Annotated in this window: 14 protein-coding genes; 4 read left to right on the top strand and 10 right to left on the bottom strand. The window is 72.5% G+C overall.

Annotated features, from left to right (window positions below):
• Positions 1 to 36: 36 nt before the first annotated feature.
• Positions 37 to 621, bottom strand: a complete 585-nt coding sequence (locus tag ACF1GV_RS33430) for a flavodoxin family protein (RefSeq protein WP_391688379.1) — start codon at positions 619 to 621, stop codon at positions 37 to 39.
• Between the two features lie 105 nt (positions 622 to 726).
• Between ACF1GV_RS33430 and ACF1GV_RS33425 the strand changes: the two genes are divergently transcribed.
• Entirely contained in the window at positions 727 to 1,128 is a 402-nt protein-coding gene (locus ACF1GV_RS33425; RefSeq protein WP_391688376.1) for a winged helix-turn-helix transcriptional regulator, read from the top strand.
• Here the strand turns inward: ACF1GV_RS33425 and mutM are convergent.
• From mutM to recG, 8 genes are all read right to left on the bottom strand, one after another.
• Complete coding sequence (gene mutM, locus ACF1GV_RS33420) at positions 1,118 to 1,978, bottom strand: bifunctional DNA-formamidopyrimidine glycosylase/DNA-(apurinic or apyrimidinic site) lyase (RefSeq protein ID WP_391688373.1); 861 nt, start codon at positions 1,976 to 1,978, stop codon at positions 1,118 to 1,120. The genes ACF1GV_RS33425 and mutM overlap by 11 nt on opposite strands.
• 90 nt (positions 1,979 to 2,068) lie before the next feature.
• Positions 2,069 to 2,869 (bottom strand): ribonuclease III, encoded by an 801-nt coding sequence (rnc, locus tag ACF1GV_RS33415; RefSeq protein ID WP_391688371.1) that lies wholly within the window; start codon positions 2,867 to 2,869, stop codon positions 2,069 to 2,071.
• Between the two features lie 7 nt (positions 2,870 to 2,876).
• Positions 2,877 to 3,050: a 50S ribosomal protein L32 gene (rpmF, locus tag ACF1GV_RS33410; RefSeq protein WP_003951102.1), complete on the bottom strand. Its 174-nt coding sequence runs from the start codon at positions 3,048 to 3,050 to the stop codon at positions 2,877 to 2,879.
• Between the two features lie 2 nt (positions 3,051 to 3,052).
• Positions 3,053 to 3,700, bottom strand: a complete 648-nt coding sequence (locus ACF1GV_RS33405) for a YceD family protein (protein ID WP_391688368.1) — start codon at positions 3,698 to 3,700, stop codon at positions 3,053 to 3,055.
• Positions 3,701 to 3,833: 133 nt separating this feature from the next.
• Entirely contained in the window at positions 3,834 to 4,919 is a 1,086-nt protein-coding gene (locus ACF1GV_RS33400; RefSeq protein WP_391688365.1) for an ATP synthase F0 subunit B, read from the bottom strand.
• Positions 4,920 to 4,977: 58 nt separating this feature from the next.
• Positions 4,978 to 5,457: a pantetheine-phosphate adenylyltransferase gene (gene coaD / locus ACF1GV_RS33395; protein WP_391688362.1), complete on the bottom strand. Its 480-nt coding sequence runs from the start codon at positions 5,455 to 5,457 to the stop codon at positions 4,978 to 4,980.
• A gap of 26 nt (positions 5,458 to 5,483) precedes the next feature.
• A complete protein-coding gene (gene rsmD / locus ACF1GV_RS33390) occupies positions 5,484 to 6,071 on the bottom strand; it encodes a 16S rRNA (guanine(966)-N(2))-methyltransferase RsmD (protein WP_363266614.1) in 588 nt (195 codons plus the stop codon).
• Positions 6,072 to 6,175: 104 nt separating this feature from the next.
• On the bottom strand, positions 6,176 to 8,389 hold the full coding sequence (gene recG / locus ACF1GV_RS33385) for an ATP-dependent DNA helicase RecG (RefSeq protein ID WP_391688359.1): 2,214 nt from the start codon (positions 8,387 to 8,389) through the stop codon (positions 6,176 to 6,178).
• A 226-nt stretch (positions 8,390 to 8,615) separates the two neighbouring features.
• On the opposite strand from recG, the gene ACF1GV_RS33380 reads away from it, so the two are divergent.
• Entirely contained in the window at positions 8,616 to 10,445 is a 1,830-nt protein-coding gene (locus ACF1GV_RS33380) for an HSP90 family protein (RefSeq protein ID WP_391688356.1), read from the top strand.
• The gene (locus ACF1GV_RS33375; protein WP_391688353.1) at positions 10,442 to 13,363 is read left to right on the top strand and encodes a tetratricopeptide repeat protein; all 2,922 of its coding nucleotides are present in this window, start codon (positions 10,442 to 10,444) and stop codon (positions 13,361 to 13,363) included. The genes ACF1GV_RS33380 and ACF1GV_RS33375 overlap by 4 nt, the downstream gene beginning before the upstream one ends.
• A gap of 79 nt (positions 13,364 to 13,442) precedes the next feature.
• Here the strand turns inward: ACF1GV_RS33375 and ACF1GV_RS33370 are convergent, their stop codons facing one another.
• Positions 13,443 to 15,140, bottom strand: coding sequence for a DAK2 domain-containing protein (locus tag ACF1GV_RS33370; protein WP_391688350.1), 1,698 nt, complete (start codon positions 15,138 to 15,140; stop codon positions 13,443 to 13,445).
• A 266-nt stretch (positions 15,141 to 15,406) separates the two neighbouring features.
• Here ACF1GV_RS33370 and rpmB point away from each other — a divergent pair, with 266 nt between their 5' ends.
• Positions 15,407 to 15,592, top strand: coding sequence for a 50S ribosomal protein L28 (gene rpmB / locus ACF1GV_RS33365; protein WP_004924906.1), 186 nt, complete (start codon positions 15,407 to 15,409; stop codon positions 15,590 to 15,592).
• Positions 15,593 to 15,737 lie beyond the last annotated feature (145 nt).

Below are 15,737 nucleotides of genomic sequence, written 5' to 3'. Positions count from 1 at the left end.
GCGGCGTTGGGACGACGACGTACCAGCGGGCCGTGGTCAGGCCGCCGCCAGGCCCCGCAGGAACACCCGCGCCGTTTCCGTCACACGGCGGCCCAGGTGTTCCGCCGTGGCGATGTCGGCCTTGTGGACGGCCTCGGCGCCCTCGTCGGCGTTGGTCTGGGCGGCGGCGCCGGAGAAGAAGCCGAGGCGGTTGAGGTCGTTCTCGGAGGCCGTGCTCGCGTTCCAGCCGGGCAGCAGGCCCAGGTTGACCCAGTGCATGCCGAGCTGCGCGGCGAGGATCTGGAAGAACTGCAGGGTGTGCAGCTTGTCACCGCTCTTGGAGGCGGAGTTGGTGAAGCCGGCTGCCAGCTTGTCCGTCCACGCCTGGGTGGCCCAGCGCTTGGACGTGGCCTCGGCGAAGACGTGGAAGGCGCCGGACGCGGTGCCCATGTAGGTCGGCGAGCCGAAGACGATCGCGTCGGCGCGGTCCAGCAGCTCCCACAGCTCGTCGGTGATCTCGTCGACCTTGATCAGGTGGACCTCGGCGCCGGCGTCGGCGGCGCCTGCGCGCACGGCCTCGGCGAGGACGGCGGTGTGACCGAAACCGGAGTGGTAGGCGATGGCGACAACAGGGGTGGTCATGCGTACTCCTCGTAAGGGCAGCTCGTAAGCGATGAAGAAAGGAAAGCACTAACTTCTGGTTAGTGCAACCCAGCAGATAGCGCTGCGTTCGAGTACGCTTGAGCCATGACCGGTACCGATCAGCGCACGCCCGACCAGGACCTGCCGTACAACGTGTTCGCCAAGGCCTGCCCGTCGCGGGGCACGCTGGAGCACGTCACCGGGCGCTGGGGCGCGCTCACGCTCGGCGCGCTGCACGAGGGTCCGCTGCGCTTCAACGAGCTGCGCCGTCGCGTGGACGGGGTGAGCGAGAAGATGCTGTCCCAGACGCTGCACGCGCTGGAGCGCGACGGACTGGTGCACCGTGAGGCCCAGCCCACGAACCCGCCCCGCGTGGACTACGAGCTGACGGCGCTGGGCCACCAGGTCGCCGAGCGGCTGCTGAGCCTCATCCACTTCGTCGAGGGCAGCATGGACGACGTCCTGGCCGCCCGCGAGCGGTACGACGAGACCCGCGCTACGGCGTGACGCGCGGCGCCCGCTGGCACTTGGGGCAGAAGTAGCTGGAGCGGTTCATCCAGGGGCGGCGGCGCATCGGCGTGCCGCACCGCTTGCACGGCAGGCCCTCACGGCCGTACGCGTCCAGGGATCGGTCGAAGTAGCCCGACTCGCCGTTGACGTTGACGTACAGGCTGTCGAAGCTGGTGCCGCCGACGGCGAGGGCCTCGTTCATCACGTCGCGGATGTGGCCGAGGAGTTCGGCGGTGCGTGGCCGGGTGAAGCCGGCCGTCGGGCGCTCGTAGTGGATGCGGGCGCGCCACAGCGCCTCGTCGGCGTAGATGTTGCCCACCCCGCTGATCAGCGACTGGTCGAGCAGGGCCCGCTTGATGGTGGTGCGCTTGCGGCGCAGCGCCTGGTGGAACGCCTCGTCATCGAAGAGCGGGTCCAGCGGGTCGCGGGCGATGTGCCCGATGACGTCCGGCAGCCCGTCGTCGGTCGTCTCGTGCAGCGAGAGCCCGCCGAAGGTGCGCTGGTCGACGAAGCGCAGCTCGGTGCCCTGGACGTCGGTGAAGCGGACCCGGATGCGCAGATGCTTCTCGTCGGGCGCGGCGTGTGGCTGCACCAGCAGCTGGCCGCTCATCCCGAGGTGGGCCAGGATCGCCTGCCCGGTGTCCTCCAGCGGCAGCCAGAGGTACTTGCCGCGCCGGCTGGGCACGCCGATGCGGTGCCCCTCGAGCCGGTGCGCGAAGTCGTCGGCGCCCGCCGGGTGGCGGCGTACCGCGCGCGGGTGCAGCACCTCGGCGTCGGCGACGGTGCGGTGGGCGACCCACCGCTCCAGGCCGCGCCGTACGACCTCGACCTCGGGCAACTCGGGCATGGGGCTCCCCCCGTCACGCGGTACGGCGTCACACGGTACGGATCGAGCGCCCGCCCCGGTGTCGGGGCGGGCGCTCGGTCGCTTGTCGGATCAGGCGGAGGCCGACGCCTCGTCGGCGGTCTCGGCGGCCTTCGCCGCCTCGGCCGCCTTGGCGCGCTCGTCCGCGGCGGCGCGGATGGCACGCCACGCGGACTCGGCGGCCTGCTGCTCCGCCTCCTTCTTGCTGCGGCCGGTGCCGGTGCCGTACGAGACGCCTCCGACGCGGGCGGCAGCAGTGAAGGTCTTCTCGTGATCGGGGCCGGTCTCCGTGACCAGGTACTCGGGAACACCGAGCCCCTCGGTCGCGGTCAGCTCCTGCAGGGACGTCTTCCAGTCCAGGCCGGCGCCGAGATTGGAGGACTTCTCGATCAGCGGGTCGAACAGGCGGTGCACCAGTTCGGAGGCCGCTTCGAGGCCCTGGTCGAGATAGACCGCGCCGATCACCGCTTCCAGGGTGTCGGCGAGGATGGATGCCTTGTCCCGGCCGCCCGTGCCCTCTTCACCGCGGCCGAGCCGGATGAAGGAACCCAGGTCGAGCGAGCGCCCCACTTCTGCCAGCGCACGTGAGTTGACCACCGCGGCCCGCAGCTTGGCCAGCTGGCCTTCGGGCAGGTCGGGGTGGGTGCGGTACAGCGTGTCGGTGACGACGAGACCGAGTACGGAGTCCCCGAGGAACTCCAGGCGCTCGTTCGTCGGCAGACCGCCGTTCTCGTACGCGTAGGAGCGGTGCGTCAGCGCTCGCACCAGAAGGGCGGACTCGAGCTGGTAGCCGAGCCGCCCTTCCAGAAGCGTGTGGGACGAGGCCTGGTTGTCCGCCGACTGCTTCTTGGGCGTGGACACAGTGCCTCTCACCAGCCGCTCAGACCTCGAGGACCTGGCGCTTGTTGTAGGTGCCGCACGACGGGCACGCGATGTGCTGCTGCTTGGGCTCGTGGCAGCGCTCGCACGCGACCAGGGTGGGGACCGCAGCCTTCCACTGCGACCGGCGGTGGCGCGTGTTGCTGCGCGACATCTTCCGCTTCGGAACAGCCACGGCTACTTCTCCTGCTTCTCGTCGACGCCCGCTTCGGCGCCGCTCGTGTCGTCCTTGTCGCCGTCCCGAAGTGAGCCGGCGAATCCCTGCAAAGCCGCCCAACGAATGTCGACGGCGTCGTGGTGGTGGTCCGGGTCGTCCGCGAGCCGCACCCCGCACTCGGGGCACAGACCGGGGCAGTCTTCCTGGCACACCGGCTGCATCGGCAGTGCGAGCACCACCGCATCACGCAGCACAGCCTCGAGGTCGAAGAGTCCGTCCTCGAGGAAGAGCCTGTCCTCGTCGTCCTCGGCGTCGTCGCCCGGTTCCGTGTGCTGGACACGGCCCCGGTCGTCGGCGTCAGGGTACGAGAACATCTCCTGGAAGTCCGCTTCGACATCGAGCTGAAGCGGCTCCAGACACCTTACGCACTCCCCCTTCGCGGTCGCACGGGCGGTGCCTGTGACAAGCACACCTTCCATGACCGACTCCAGGCGGAGTTCGAGCTCCATCGGGGCGCCTTCCGGCACTCCGACGACTCCCACCAGACCGAAGTCCCGGGGAGTGGGGACCGTGCGAGTCAGGCGCTGCAGCGCGCCTGGCCGCCGGCCCAGCTCGTGCGTGTCGAACACGAGGGGGTTGCGGTGGTCGAGGCGGGCGTTGTGAGCCATTCCTGCTTTCGGTCTTCCAGCTCAGGGGGTGACGCCACCGCGGAAGCTCCGGGCAGCGCTGATCGCGGACGTACTCGCGACCGAAGAGCCAGGATACTGGACCTTTCGCTCTCGGCCCAATCCGGGCCGGATGCTACAGGCCGCGGCCCTGCTCGTAGGCCCTGAGCTGTTCCGCGCTGATCATGCCGGTGTCGAAGAGGCTGGTCTCGTCGAGGGCGTACGACTGCTGCGGGCCGCCGTCCTGGGGCTTGTGGGGCTGCTGCGCGTGCTGCGGGTGCTGGGCCTGCTGCGGGTCGTAGACGGGCTGCTGACCGGTGTCGTAGCCGCCGTAGCCGTACGGGTCGGCCTGCTGGTAGCCGTAGGCGTCCTGGGCGTACTGCTGATCCTGCTGCTGGGCGTACTGCTGCGGGTAGCCGGCGTAGGGGTCCGGCTGCTGCGCGTACGCGGCGTACTGGGGCTCGGGCGACTGCTGGGGCTGCTGCGCCGGCGGGGCCTGGGCGTCCTGCTCGGCGAGCGCGGCGAGGTCGGCGAGGTAGTCGGCGTCGCTGGAGTGCTGGACGGTGCTGGTGTCGAGGGCGCCGAGGTCGTCGCTGGCGATCCGGCCGTGCAGCTTCAGCCGGCCGCGGCCGACCGCTTCCAGGGTTTTGGCCAGGACCGCCTCGAAGGCGCCGAGCTTGGCGTCGACGTAGGCGTCGGCGTCGCGGCGCAGGACCTCGGGGTCGTGGCTGCGCTGCGGGGCGTCCTCGTCCTCGTAGCCGTCCGCGTCGAGGCCGGGACCGGTGCCGAGCAGCTTCTCGCGGCCGCGGCCGACCGAGCCGAGGGTCTTGGTGAGGACGACCTCGAAGTTGGCGAGCTTGGAGTCCACGTAGTCGTCCGCCTCGGCGCGGATCTCCTCGGCCTCCTTGCGGGCCTCGGCGAGGATCCGGTCGGCCTCGGCCTGGGAACGGCGGGCGACCTCGGTGTCCGAGATCAGCGAGCCGCGCTCGGCGTGGGCGCCGGCGATGATCCGCTCGGCCTCCTGCCGCGCCTGCTCGACCATCTGCTCCCGGTCGCCGATCAGCTCCCGGGCCTGGGCGAGGGAGTCGGGCAGGGCCGCGCGCAGTTCCTCCAGCATCGACAGCAGGTCGGCGCGGTTGACCACGCACGAGGCCGACATGGGCATCGACCGGGCACCGGAGACCGCCGAGACGATCTCGTCGAGCTTTTTCTGCACGTCCACCGTGTGCTCGCCACTCTCTACGGATGTGATGGAGACGGACGGGACGACTGTAGCCCGTTCAGCCTTGCCGCAGCCGCGCGTTGAGGGCCTCCAGCACGGGTGCCGGGACCAGGTGGGCGACGTCGCCGCCCCACTGTGCGACCTCCTTGACCAAGGAGGACGACAGGAAGCTGTAGGTGGGGTTGGTGGGCACGAAGAGGGTCTCGACACCGGAGAGGCCGTTGTTCATCTGGGCCATCTGCAACTCGTAGTCGAAGTCGCTGACCGCGCGCAGGCCCTTGACGATGGCGGGGATGTCGCGCTGCTTGCAGAAGTCGACGAGGAGGCCGTGGAAGGCCTCGACCCGTACGTTCCCGTACTCGGCGGTGACGGTGCGGATCAGCTCGATCCGCTCGTCGATCTCGAACAGGCCCTTCTTGGACTGGTTGATCATCACCGCGACGTACACCTCGTCGTACAGACGGGAGGCGCGGGCGATGATGTCGAGATGTCCGTTGGTGATCGGGTCGAACGACCCGGGACAGACGGCGCGGCGCACTTGTGATCCCTCGCTCTCCGGTCCGGTCATCGTGCGTCTTCGCACGTAGAGGCGGCGCGACCGTACCAAAACGTTCCCTCGCCGTAGCGCCGGGCCCGGAGCGCTTCGAAACCGTCCGGCCACCGGAACTCCCCGCCTCTGGTGCTGCGCTCCACGGTGACGAGCGCTTGCTCAGCGAGCCAGCTTTCCGAGCGGAGTGTGAGCAGGATCTCCCGAAGATCGTCGTCCGTGACGGCGTACGGGGGGTCGAGGAAGACGATGTCGTACGGCGCGGTGGGCGGCTGGGTGCGGATGACCTGTTCCGCCTTGCCGTGCCGGACCTCGGCGCCGGGGAGGCCGAGGTTCCGCACGTTGTCGCGCACGGTTCTCGCGGCCCGTGCGTCGGCCTCGACCAGCAGGGTGTGGCCCGCGCCCCGGGAGAGGGCCTCCAGGCCGACGGCGCCGGAGCCGGCGTAGAGGTCGAGGACGCGTTCGCCGTCGAGGGGGCCGCCGAGGAGGGACTGCCAGGTCGAGAAGAGACCTTCGCGTGCTCGATCGGAGGTGGGGCGGGTGCCGGTGCCTGGCGGGACGGCCAGGCGGCGGCCGCCGGCTGCACCGGCGATTACGCGGGTCATCTTCGGTCCTTGGTCGTGAGCGGCTTCGCGTATCAGTGTGGCTGGTCGCGCCGTTCTCCGCGCCCCTGGGTCGGCAGTTGCCCGCGCTCCTGGTTCGGCCTTGGTCACCCCTTTTCCAGGTACTGCTCCCTTTCCTCGTCCACCAGAGCATCCAGCGCCGTGCGCAGGCCCGGGAGCCGCTCCAGCTCCGGGTCGTCCGCGACCACCTTGGCCGCCTCCTCCCTCGCCTCCGCGATGATCTCCTCGTCCTCGATCACCGCGAGGACACGCAGGGAGGAGCGGGCGCCGGACTGGGCCTGGCCGAGGACGTCGCCCTCGCGGCGCTGCTCGAGGTCGATACGGGACAGTTCGAAGCCGTCGAGAGTGGCGGCGACCGCGTTCAGGCGCTGGCGGGCGGGGCCGGCCTCCGGCATCTCGGTGACCAGCAGGCACAGCCCGGGAGCCGCGCCCCGGCCCACCCGGCCACGCAGCTGGTGCAGCTGGGAGACGCCGAAGCGGTCGGCGTCCATGATCACCATCGCGGTGGCGTTGGGGACGTTGACGCCGACCTCGATGACGGTCGTGGCGACCAGGACGTCCGTCTCGCCGGCGGCGAAGCGGCGCATGACGGCGTCCTTGTCGTCGGGGTGCATGCGGCCGTGCAGCACCTCGACCTTCAGGCCGTTCAGCGGGCCGCGGGCGAGCTGCTCGGCGACGTCGAGGACGGCGAGCGGCGGGCGTTTCTCCGCGTCGTCCTCGGCGGACTTCTTCGCCTTCTTGGTGCCCTCCTCCTCGTCGCCGATCCTGGGGCAGACGACGTAGGCCTGGTGGCCGTTCTCGACCTCCTCGCGCACCCGCTCCCAGGCCCGGGCCAGGAAGTGCGGTTTGTCCGCGGCGGGGACGACGTGGCTGGCGATGGGTGAACGGCCGGCCGGAAGCTGGTCCAGGACGGAGGTCTCCAGGTCGCCGAAGACGGTCATGGCCACCGTGCGCGGGATGGGGGTGGCGGTCATGACGAGCAGGTGCGGGGGCTGTTTGCCCTTGCCGCGCAGGGCGTCGCGCTGCTCGACGCCGAAGCGGTGCTGTTCGTCGACGACGACCAGGCCGAGGTCGTGGAACTGCACCTTGTCCTCGATCAGCGCGTGCGTGCCGATCACGATGCCGGCCTCGCCGGTGACGAGGTCGAGCAGCGCCTGGCGGCGGGCGGCGGCGCCCATGGAGCCGGTGAGCAGGACGACCTTGGTGGAGCGCTCGGCGCCGCCCAGCATGCCGCCCTCGGCCAGCTCCCCCATCATCTCGGTGACCGACCGGTGGTGCTGCTGGGCGAGCACCTCGGTGGGCGCGAGCATGGCCGCCTGCCCACCGGCGTCGACGACGGCGAGCATGGCACGCAGGGCGACCAGCGTCTTGCCCGATCCGACCTCGCCCTGGAGGAGGCGGTGCATCGGGTGTTCCGTGGCCAGGTCGTCGAAGATCTCCTGGGAGACCTTGCGCTGGCCCTCGGTGAGGGTGAAGGGCAGGCGGGCGTCGAAGGCGGCGAGGATGCCGTCCGGCTCGGGGCGGCGGGCCACCGCCGGGAGCTGCGCGTCGGCGTGGCGGCGGCGGGCGAGGGCGACCTGGAGGACGAAGGCCTCGTCCCACTTCAGGCGGGCGCGGGCGTCGTCGATGTCGGCCTTGGTGTGCGGGCGGTGGATCTTCAGCAGGGCCTCGGGCAGGGAGACCAGGCTCCGGCCCTCGCGCAGGCTGTCCGGGAGGGGGTCGACGGCCTCCAGGGCGCTGGGCAGGACCGTCTGGACCGCCTTGCCGATCTTCCAGGACTCCAGTTTCGCGGTGGCCGGGTAGAGGGGGATGAGCGCGCCCGCCCACGTCTCGACGCTCTCCTCGCCGTCGCCGCGCAGCAACTCGTAGGCCGGGTGGGCGAGTTGGAGGCGGCGGTTGAAGACGGAGACCTTGCCCGCGAACATCGCGCGGGTGCCCGGGAGCAGCTCCTTGTGCGGCTTGTGCACGCCGGCGCCGAAGAAGACCAGCTGGAGCCGGCCGCTGCCGTCGGTGATGGTCACCTCCAGTCGCTGGCCCTTGCCGCGCGGGGCCCGGGAGGAGGCGAAGGTGTGCAGGCGGGCGTCGGCGACCTGGGCGACCACTGTGACGTGCTCGTCCATGGGGAGGTCGGCGAGGTGGGTGAGCTGGCCCCGCTCCTCGTATCTGCGCGGGTAGTGGTGGAGGAGGTCGCCGACGGTGTGCAGGCCGAGGTGCTCGGCCATCACCTTCGCGGTGGCGGGGCCGAGCACCGACTTCAGCGGTTGTTGCAGTGGTTCTCGCAGTGCGGGCACGAGATCCATTGCACACCACGGCACTGACAATGCCGAAGACGTGCGGTGACCCGGCGCCCACGACGTGCGGCCGGCCGGGTGGTTCAAGGCTTGGGTACGTCTTCGGAAATCCCTGGTCAGGACGTTCGTTCGAGCCGTAACATGACGCGCTCCGGCCATCCCCCGCGGATCCCCGCCCCACCGGGACCGCCCGACCCCGCGCCCTCGGCCCTCCCCCACCAGCGGCGCTGTGACGATGGACTCGCAGATCTCACAGTCATCCCAGTCACCTCAGACACCTCATTCGTTCCAGGTCGACCTGCGTGGTCTGGTCGACCTGCTCTCCCATCACCTCTACTCCAGTCCGAAGGTCTATCTGCGCGAGCTGCTGCAGAACGCCGTCGACGCCGTCACCGCCCGCCGCGCCGAGGAGCCCGGCGCTCCCGCCCGGGTGCGGCTGTACGCCGAGGACGGCGCCCTGCGCGTGGAGGACTCCGGGATCGGGCTCACCGAGGCGGACGTGCACACCCTGCTGGCGACCATCGGGCGCAGCTCCAAGCGGTCGGACGGGTTGCGCGAGGCACGCTCGGACTTCCTCGGGCAGTTCGGCATCGGGCTGCTCGCCTGTTTCGTCGTCGCCGAGCGGATCCGGGTGGTCAGCCGCAGCGCCCGTACGCCCGACGCGCCGCCGGTGGAGTGGACGGCGCGCGACGACGGTTCGTACACCGTGCGGACGCTGCCGGTGCGGGAGCGGCCCGAGGCCGGTACGACCGTGTACCTCACCGCGCGCCCCGGGGCCGCCGAGTGGCTCACGCCCGAGCGGGTGCTGACGCTGGCGCGGGACTTCGGCTCACTGCTGCCGTACGACGTACGGGTCGGCGAGGAGGCCGTCACGGACCTGCCCGCGCCCTGGGACCGCTCCTATCCGAGTCCCGCGACGCGGCGGGTGGCGCTGGCCAGGCACTGCCACGGGCTGTTCGGGTTCACGCCGCTGGACTCCATCGATCTGGACGTGCCGGTGGCCGGCATCCGCGGGGTGGCGTACGTGCTGCCACAGGCGGTGAGCCCGGCGCAGCGGGCGGGGCACCGGGTGCATCTGAAGGGCATGCTGCTGACCGAGCGGGCCGAACAGCTCCTGCCGGACTGGGCGTTCTTCGTGCGCTGTGTGCTGGACACCGACAGTCTGCGGCCCACCGCCTCGCGCGAGTCGCTGTACGAGGACGAGACGCTGGCGGCCGTGCGGGAGGCGCTCGGGGAGCGGATCCGGTCCTGGCTGACGTCGCTCGCGGCCGGTGACCCGGAGCGGCTCGCGGCGTTCCTGTCGGTGCACCACCTGGGGGTGAAGTCGCTCGCGCGGCACGACGCGGAGATGCTGCGCACGATGCTGCCGTGGCTGCCGTTCGAGACGACGGACGGCCGGCTGTCGCTGGAGGAGTTCGCGCAGCGGCACCCGGTGGTGCACTTCACGCGGACGGTGGAGGAGTACCGGCAGGTCGCGCCGATCGCCTCCGCGCAGGGCGTCGGTGTCGTCAACGGGGGCTACACCTACGACAGCGAGCTGGTCGAGGCGCTGCCGTCGGTGCGGCCCGGCACGGTCGTCGCCGAGCTGGACGCGGACACCGTCACCGCCCACCTGGACGGTGTCGACGCGGACGTGGAGCTGGCCCTGGCGGGCTTCCTGGCGGCCGCGCGGGCCAAACTGGACCCGCTGGGCTGCGATGTCGTGCTGCGGGCCTTCCACCCGCTGTCGGTGCCCGCGCTGCACCTGGACGACCGGGCGGCACGGCACGAGCAGGCGCGCGCCGAGACGGAGGAGCAGGCAGACGAGTTGTGGGCGGGCATCCTCGGCTCGCTGCGCGGCAGCGCGCCACGCGCGCGTCTGGTGCTCAACCATCTCAATCCGCTGGTCCGCCGGATCAGCGCGCTCGGCGATCCGGAGCTGATCGGCACCGCCACGGAGTCGCTGTACGGGCAGGCGCTGCTGATGGCGCAGCGGCCGCTCAGGCCCGCCGACTCGGCGCTGCTGAACCGCGCCTTCATCTCACTGCTGGAGTGGGCGACGCACGGGGAGGGCGAACAGCGATGAGCGAGATCACGGACTTCGACGCGTTGCGCCGCGCGATGGCGGAGAACTCCGAACAGCCGGAGGGGCCGGCGCGCAACGCGCGTGCGGAGCAGCTGCTCGCCGAGGCGGAGAAGCTGGACATCCCGCTCGCCGTGATCGAGGCGCTCGGGCACCAGCTGAAGGTCTACAACTACAGCTCCGAGAAGGCGAAGATGTTCGTCCCGTTCGCGCGGCTGCTGCGCCTGTGGGACGAACGGCCGGAGGACTTCGACGCGTACGAGGTGCACTCGCTGCACTGGGTGTTCAAGTGGGTGTCGGCCGGCATGCTCGACCAGCCGCACATCCCGCTGGCGTCCATCGAGAAGTGGCTCGGTGAGATGGAGCACCGCTACCGGCTCGCCGGGTACTCGGAACGGGCGGTGCGCAGCGCGGAGTTCGCCGTCGCCGCCCACGTGGGGGACCTCGCGCGGGCCGAGCGGGCGTACGCCGGATGGCTGGCCGCCGACCGGGACGAGATGGCCGACTGTCATGCCTGCGAACTGCACCAGCAGGGCGGGTGGCTTCAGCGGCGGGGGCGGTACGCCGAGGCGATCGAGGTGTGGCGGCCGGTTCTGGAGGGCGAGTTCACCTGTGCGCACGAGCCGCACGCCGTCCTCGCCTCCTCGCTGACCCCGCTGCTGCGGCTGGGCCGGGTGGACGAGGCGCGCGCCCACCATCTGCGGGGGCTGCGCCTGGTGCGGGCGATGGAGAGCATGCGGGGCGCGTTCGCGGACCATGTGGAGTTCTGCGCGCTGAGCGGCAACGAGGCACGCGCGCTGGAGCTGCTCGCCGAGCGGCCGGCGTACTTCACCGACGACGGGCATCCGCGCAGCCGGCTGAGCTTCCTGGAGGCGGTCGTGCTGCTCATGGACCGCCTGGTGGAGCTCGGTCTGGCCGAAGAGCGGGTGCCGGGGCCCGCGGGACAGGCGTGGACGGCGGGCGGCCTCGCGGCACACGCGCGTGGCGAGGCGCTGGCGCTGGCCGCGGCCTTCGACCGGCGCAACGGCACGGCGTACACGAGTGAGCAGTCCCGCGCGCGGATGGCGCAGCGGCCGCTGGTGGAGCGGCTGCCGCTGGGGGTGCGGTCGGTGCGGACGGCCGCGGCCACCGCGATGCCGCCGGTGACCGGACCCGTGGCCACGCCGGTCACCGGGCCGCCGGTGCCCGACGGGGACCTCCCGGCGCTGCTGGCGCGGGCGCGGCGGCTGTCCGACACGCTGCAGCCGGACGCGCTCGAGGCGTGGGCGGCGGTACGGCGGGCCGCGCAGGGCGCCGAGCTGGCGCCGTACGACCGGGCGGAACTCCTCGACCACGAGGCGATGAGCCGGGGCGAGGAGGGCGCCGAGCTGTTCGAGCGCGCGGCCGAGCTGTACGAGCGGGCGGGCGACGAGGGCGAGGCGCTCGCGGCACGCGCGCGTGGGGCGTACGTGCGCGCGCTCGCCGGTGATGTGGACGCGGCGCTGGCGGCGGTCGCGGAGCCCTACGAGCAGGTGCTCGCGTTGTACGCCGGGGACGGCACCGGGCTGCGGCAGACCGCGTCGGTGGTGATGAGCCGGGCGCGGATCCTGATGCGGCGGGTGCACGAGGCCGAGGGGTTGGTGGATGCCGCGGTCGCCGAGCGCGCCGAGGGGGCCGTACGGGAGGTGCTGGCGCTCGTCGAGGGCCGCGCCGGTGATGACGTGCGGCTCGCGGCGCGGCAGGCCGAGGCCGTGGCGATGCTCGGCGAACTGGCCGCGCACGGCGGGGATCCGCAGGCGGCCGCGGACCTGTTCGCGCGGGCCGCACGGGAGTTCACCGACGCCGGGGTGCCGTGGTTCGCGGTGGAGTACGAGGCGCGGCTGGCGCAGCTCGCCCACCACCTCGGTGACCTGGCCGAGGCCGAACGGGCGCTGCGCGCGGCCCTGGAACACGGCGGGGCGCAGCTGACGCCGGTCGGACGGGCCCAGCTGCATCTGCAGCTCGCCGAAGTCGTCGGCGGACGCGGTGAGGCAGGCGAGGCCGCCGAGCACGCCCTGGAGGCCGCGCACTGGGCGGACGAGGCCGACGAGGGGCCGACGCTGGGCGCCTGGGCGCGGCACCAGCTCGGCGGGCTGCTCGTCCGGCAGGGCCGGTGGGCGGAGGCGGCGGAGGTACTGGAGTCGGCTCTGCCCGACGTGAGCGCGCACACGCACGGCGACGGGGCGGTGGTGCAGACCCTGTGGTGGCTCGGCGACTGCCTGGGCGAGCTGGGCGAGCACCGTGCGGCGGCGGAACGTCGCCTGCAGGCGGCCGACATCGCCCGGCACTGGCCGGAGCAGCAGGACCATGCCACGCTCGCCCATCTGGCCGCGACGAGCCTGGAGGCGGCGGGCCTGGCCGAGGAGGCCGGGCAGGCCTACGCGCGTGCCGGTGAACTGTGGCGCGCGGTGGGCGATGTGCACGGCCTCGTCCGTTCGCTGCGCGCCCGCGCGTGGCTGGCGCTGCGGGCCGAGGACGGCCTGGCGGCGGCCCGGGAGCTGATGTCGGCGGCCGTCGAGGACTGCGCGGCGGCGCTGGCTGCGTCAGGCGGGGACGAGGAGTCCCGGCGCCGGCTCACCGCGGAACTGGGCCACACGCACCGCCAGTTCGGCGATCTGCTGGCCCGGTCCGGCCCGGCGGCGTTCGAGGAGGCCCTGGCCGAGCTGGAGGAGGCGATCACCGTCTTCGCCTCCCTGGGCCCGGACGCGGTCCATGCCCGTACCGGGGCGGAACTGGCCGCAGGATGGCTGGCGGCCGAGCTGGGCCGGCCAGACGCGGCGCAGGCACGCGCGCGGGCCGTCCTCACGGCGTACGAAACCGCCCCCGGGGACGACGAGACGGTCACGTCCCGCCGAGCGGAGGCGGGAGAGCTGGCGCAGGCGGCGCGGAAGGCGGCGGACTGAGCGCGCCCTCGGCTGGGCTGAGTGCGCTCTCACCGTCTCCGGTGTCCCCGCCCGCGCTGCGGACCGCGGGGCGGTGGGGTCACTCCACGCCGATCAGCAGGAGCGCGCCCTGCCGGCCGCCTCGGTAGACGACCGTGTCGACGGCGAGGTACGTCTCCCGTACCCGGGTCTGAAGGTGGTCGGTGACGCCGTCGGGGGCTTCGTCGCCGAGGACGAGGGTGACGAGTTCGCCACCGGCGGCGAGCATGCGGTCCAGCACGGTCTCGGCGGTGGCGGTGACGTCCGCGCCGATCACGGCGACGTCGCCGTCGATGAGGCCGAGCACGTCACCGGCCTGGCAGATGCCGGCCGTGGTCCAGGACTCGTGTTCGGCGACGGTGACCTCGGCGTACCGGGTGGCCCCCGCCGCCGAGGTCATGGAGACCACGTCCTCGTCGAAGCGGCGGTCGGGTTCGTGCACCGCGAGCGCGGCGATCCCCTGGACCGCCGACCGGGTCGGGATGAGGGCCACCCGGATGCCCTCGGTGCGGGCCTGTTCGGCGGCCGCCGCGGCGGTGTGGCGCAGTTCGGGGTCGTTGGGCAGCAGTACGACCTCGCGCGCGTGGGCACGTCGTACGGCCTCCACCAGTTCCCCGCTGGCGGGCGGCTCGCCGGGGCGGGCGAGCACCGTCGTCGCGCCCGCCCCGGTGTACAGCCCGGCGAGGCCCTCGCCGGGGACGACCGCGACGACGGCCCGCTGGGCGCGCTCGCGGGGCGGGCGCTCGCCGTGCGCGGTGTGCGCGTCGTCGGCGCCGAAGTGGGTGATCCGGATCCGGTACGGCCGCCCGGCCTCCACCCCGGCCTCCACGGCGGCGCCGGCGTCGTCGACGTGCACGTGGACGTTCCACAGCCCGTCGCCGCCGACCACGACCAGCGAGTCACCGAGGGCGTCCAGTCGGCGGCGCAGCCGGGCCACGGCGTCGTCGCCGGCCTCCAGGAGGTAGATCACCTCGAAGGCCGGACCGCCCCCGTCGGGAGCGGCCCCCGGGTCGGGGCAGGCGATGAGCGTCCCGGACGGGCACCCGCGCGCCTGCGAGGCGGCCGGCCCGCGCGGGTGGCCGTCCGGATCGGCGGGTGTCTCCCCCGTGAACGTCTCCACGAGCGCCCCCAGCACCGTCACCAGTCCCCGCCCGCCGGCGTCCACCACCCCGGCGTGCTCCAGGGCGGCCAGCTGACCGGGGGTCGCGGCGAGTGCCGTGCGCGCCGCGTCGTACGCGGCCCGCGCGACCGTCCCGCAGTCGCCTCCCGCCTCGCCCACGCCCTCGGCGGCGTCGGCGGCCGCGGCGGCGACGGTCAGCACCGTGCCCTCGACGGGGTGGGCGACGGCCTGCCGGGCGGAGTCGGCCGCGCGCCGCAGCGCGCGCCGCAGCCCCGGCCCGTCGGCGTGAGAGTCGTCACCCTGCGCGGCGAGCACCTGCGCCATGCCGCGCAGCAGCTGGGCGAGGATGGTCCCGGAGTTCCCGCGCGCCCCGATGAGCGCGCCGTGCGCCATCGCGTGGACGGCGTCGGCCAGGGAAGGCCGCCCGCCGCCGGTCTCGTATCCGGCGAACACGGCCTCCACTGCCCCGGCCGCCGACTCCAAGGTCAGATACAGGTTGGTGCCGGTATCCCCGTCGGCCACCGGATAGACGTTGATCGCGTCGATCTCCTCGCGCGCGCGCCCGAGGGCGTCCAGCGCGAGGGAGCACCACGTGCGCACCGCGAGAGCATCGAAGAATGTCTGCGGCACCTGCGCCACCTGCGCCTCCCTGAGCTGCTGGACGTGGGACGCAGCGTAGACCCAGGCCGGGTGCCTGCCGGAAGAGGGCCGTGGGCGGGCCGCTGGGCCGCCATGGTAGTTTCGTTGTCCGGACGCAGTCGTTGTATGCTGCTCCGGTTGCCCGATCCGATCGGGCTGATTCCCCTGGCAGCGCCACTCAGATCTCAGATCACTCACCGATCGCAGGATCCGTCCCGGCATGCCGGGATTAACCGTAAGTGCATCTGAAGTCTTTGGAGTGACCGGTGGCTGCCAACTGCGACGTCTGCGGCAAGGGGCCGGGCTTCGGCAACAACATCTCGCACTCGCACCGCCGTACGCCCCGTCGCTGGAACCCGAACATCCAGCGTGTGCGTACCGTGGTCGGTGGGACGCCGAAGCGCGTGAACGCCTGCACCTCGTGCATCAAGGCCGGCAAGGTCTCGCGCTGACGCTTCTCCCCCACGCTCGGCTCCGCTCGAGCAGGGGGGACCCCCATCCGCGCGCGGCCACTGTCGGTTCGCTGCACAAAGCCGGTCCACCATCAGGTGGGCCGGCTTTTTGCCGTACCCACACCCCGGTCCGGCCTGCCAGAAT

The organism is Streptomyces sp. NPDC014006, from assembly GCF_043088925.1.
In the GTDB taxonomy this organism is placed as follows: Bacteria; Actinomycetota; Actinomycetes; order Streptomycetales; family Streptomycetaceae; genus Streptomyces.
The sequence above is the reverse complement of the archived record's forward strand: the minus strand, read 5'-3'. Positions and strand labels throughout refer to the sequence as shown.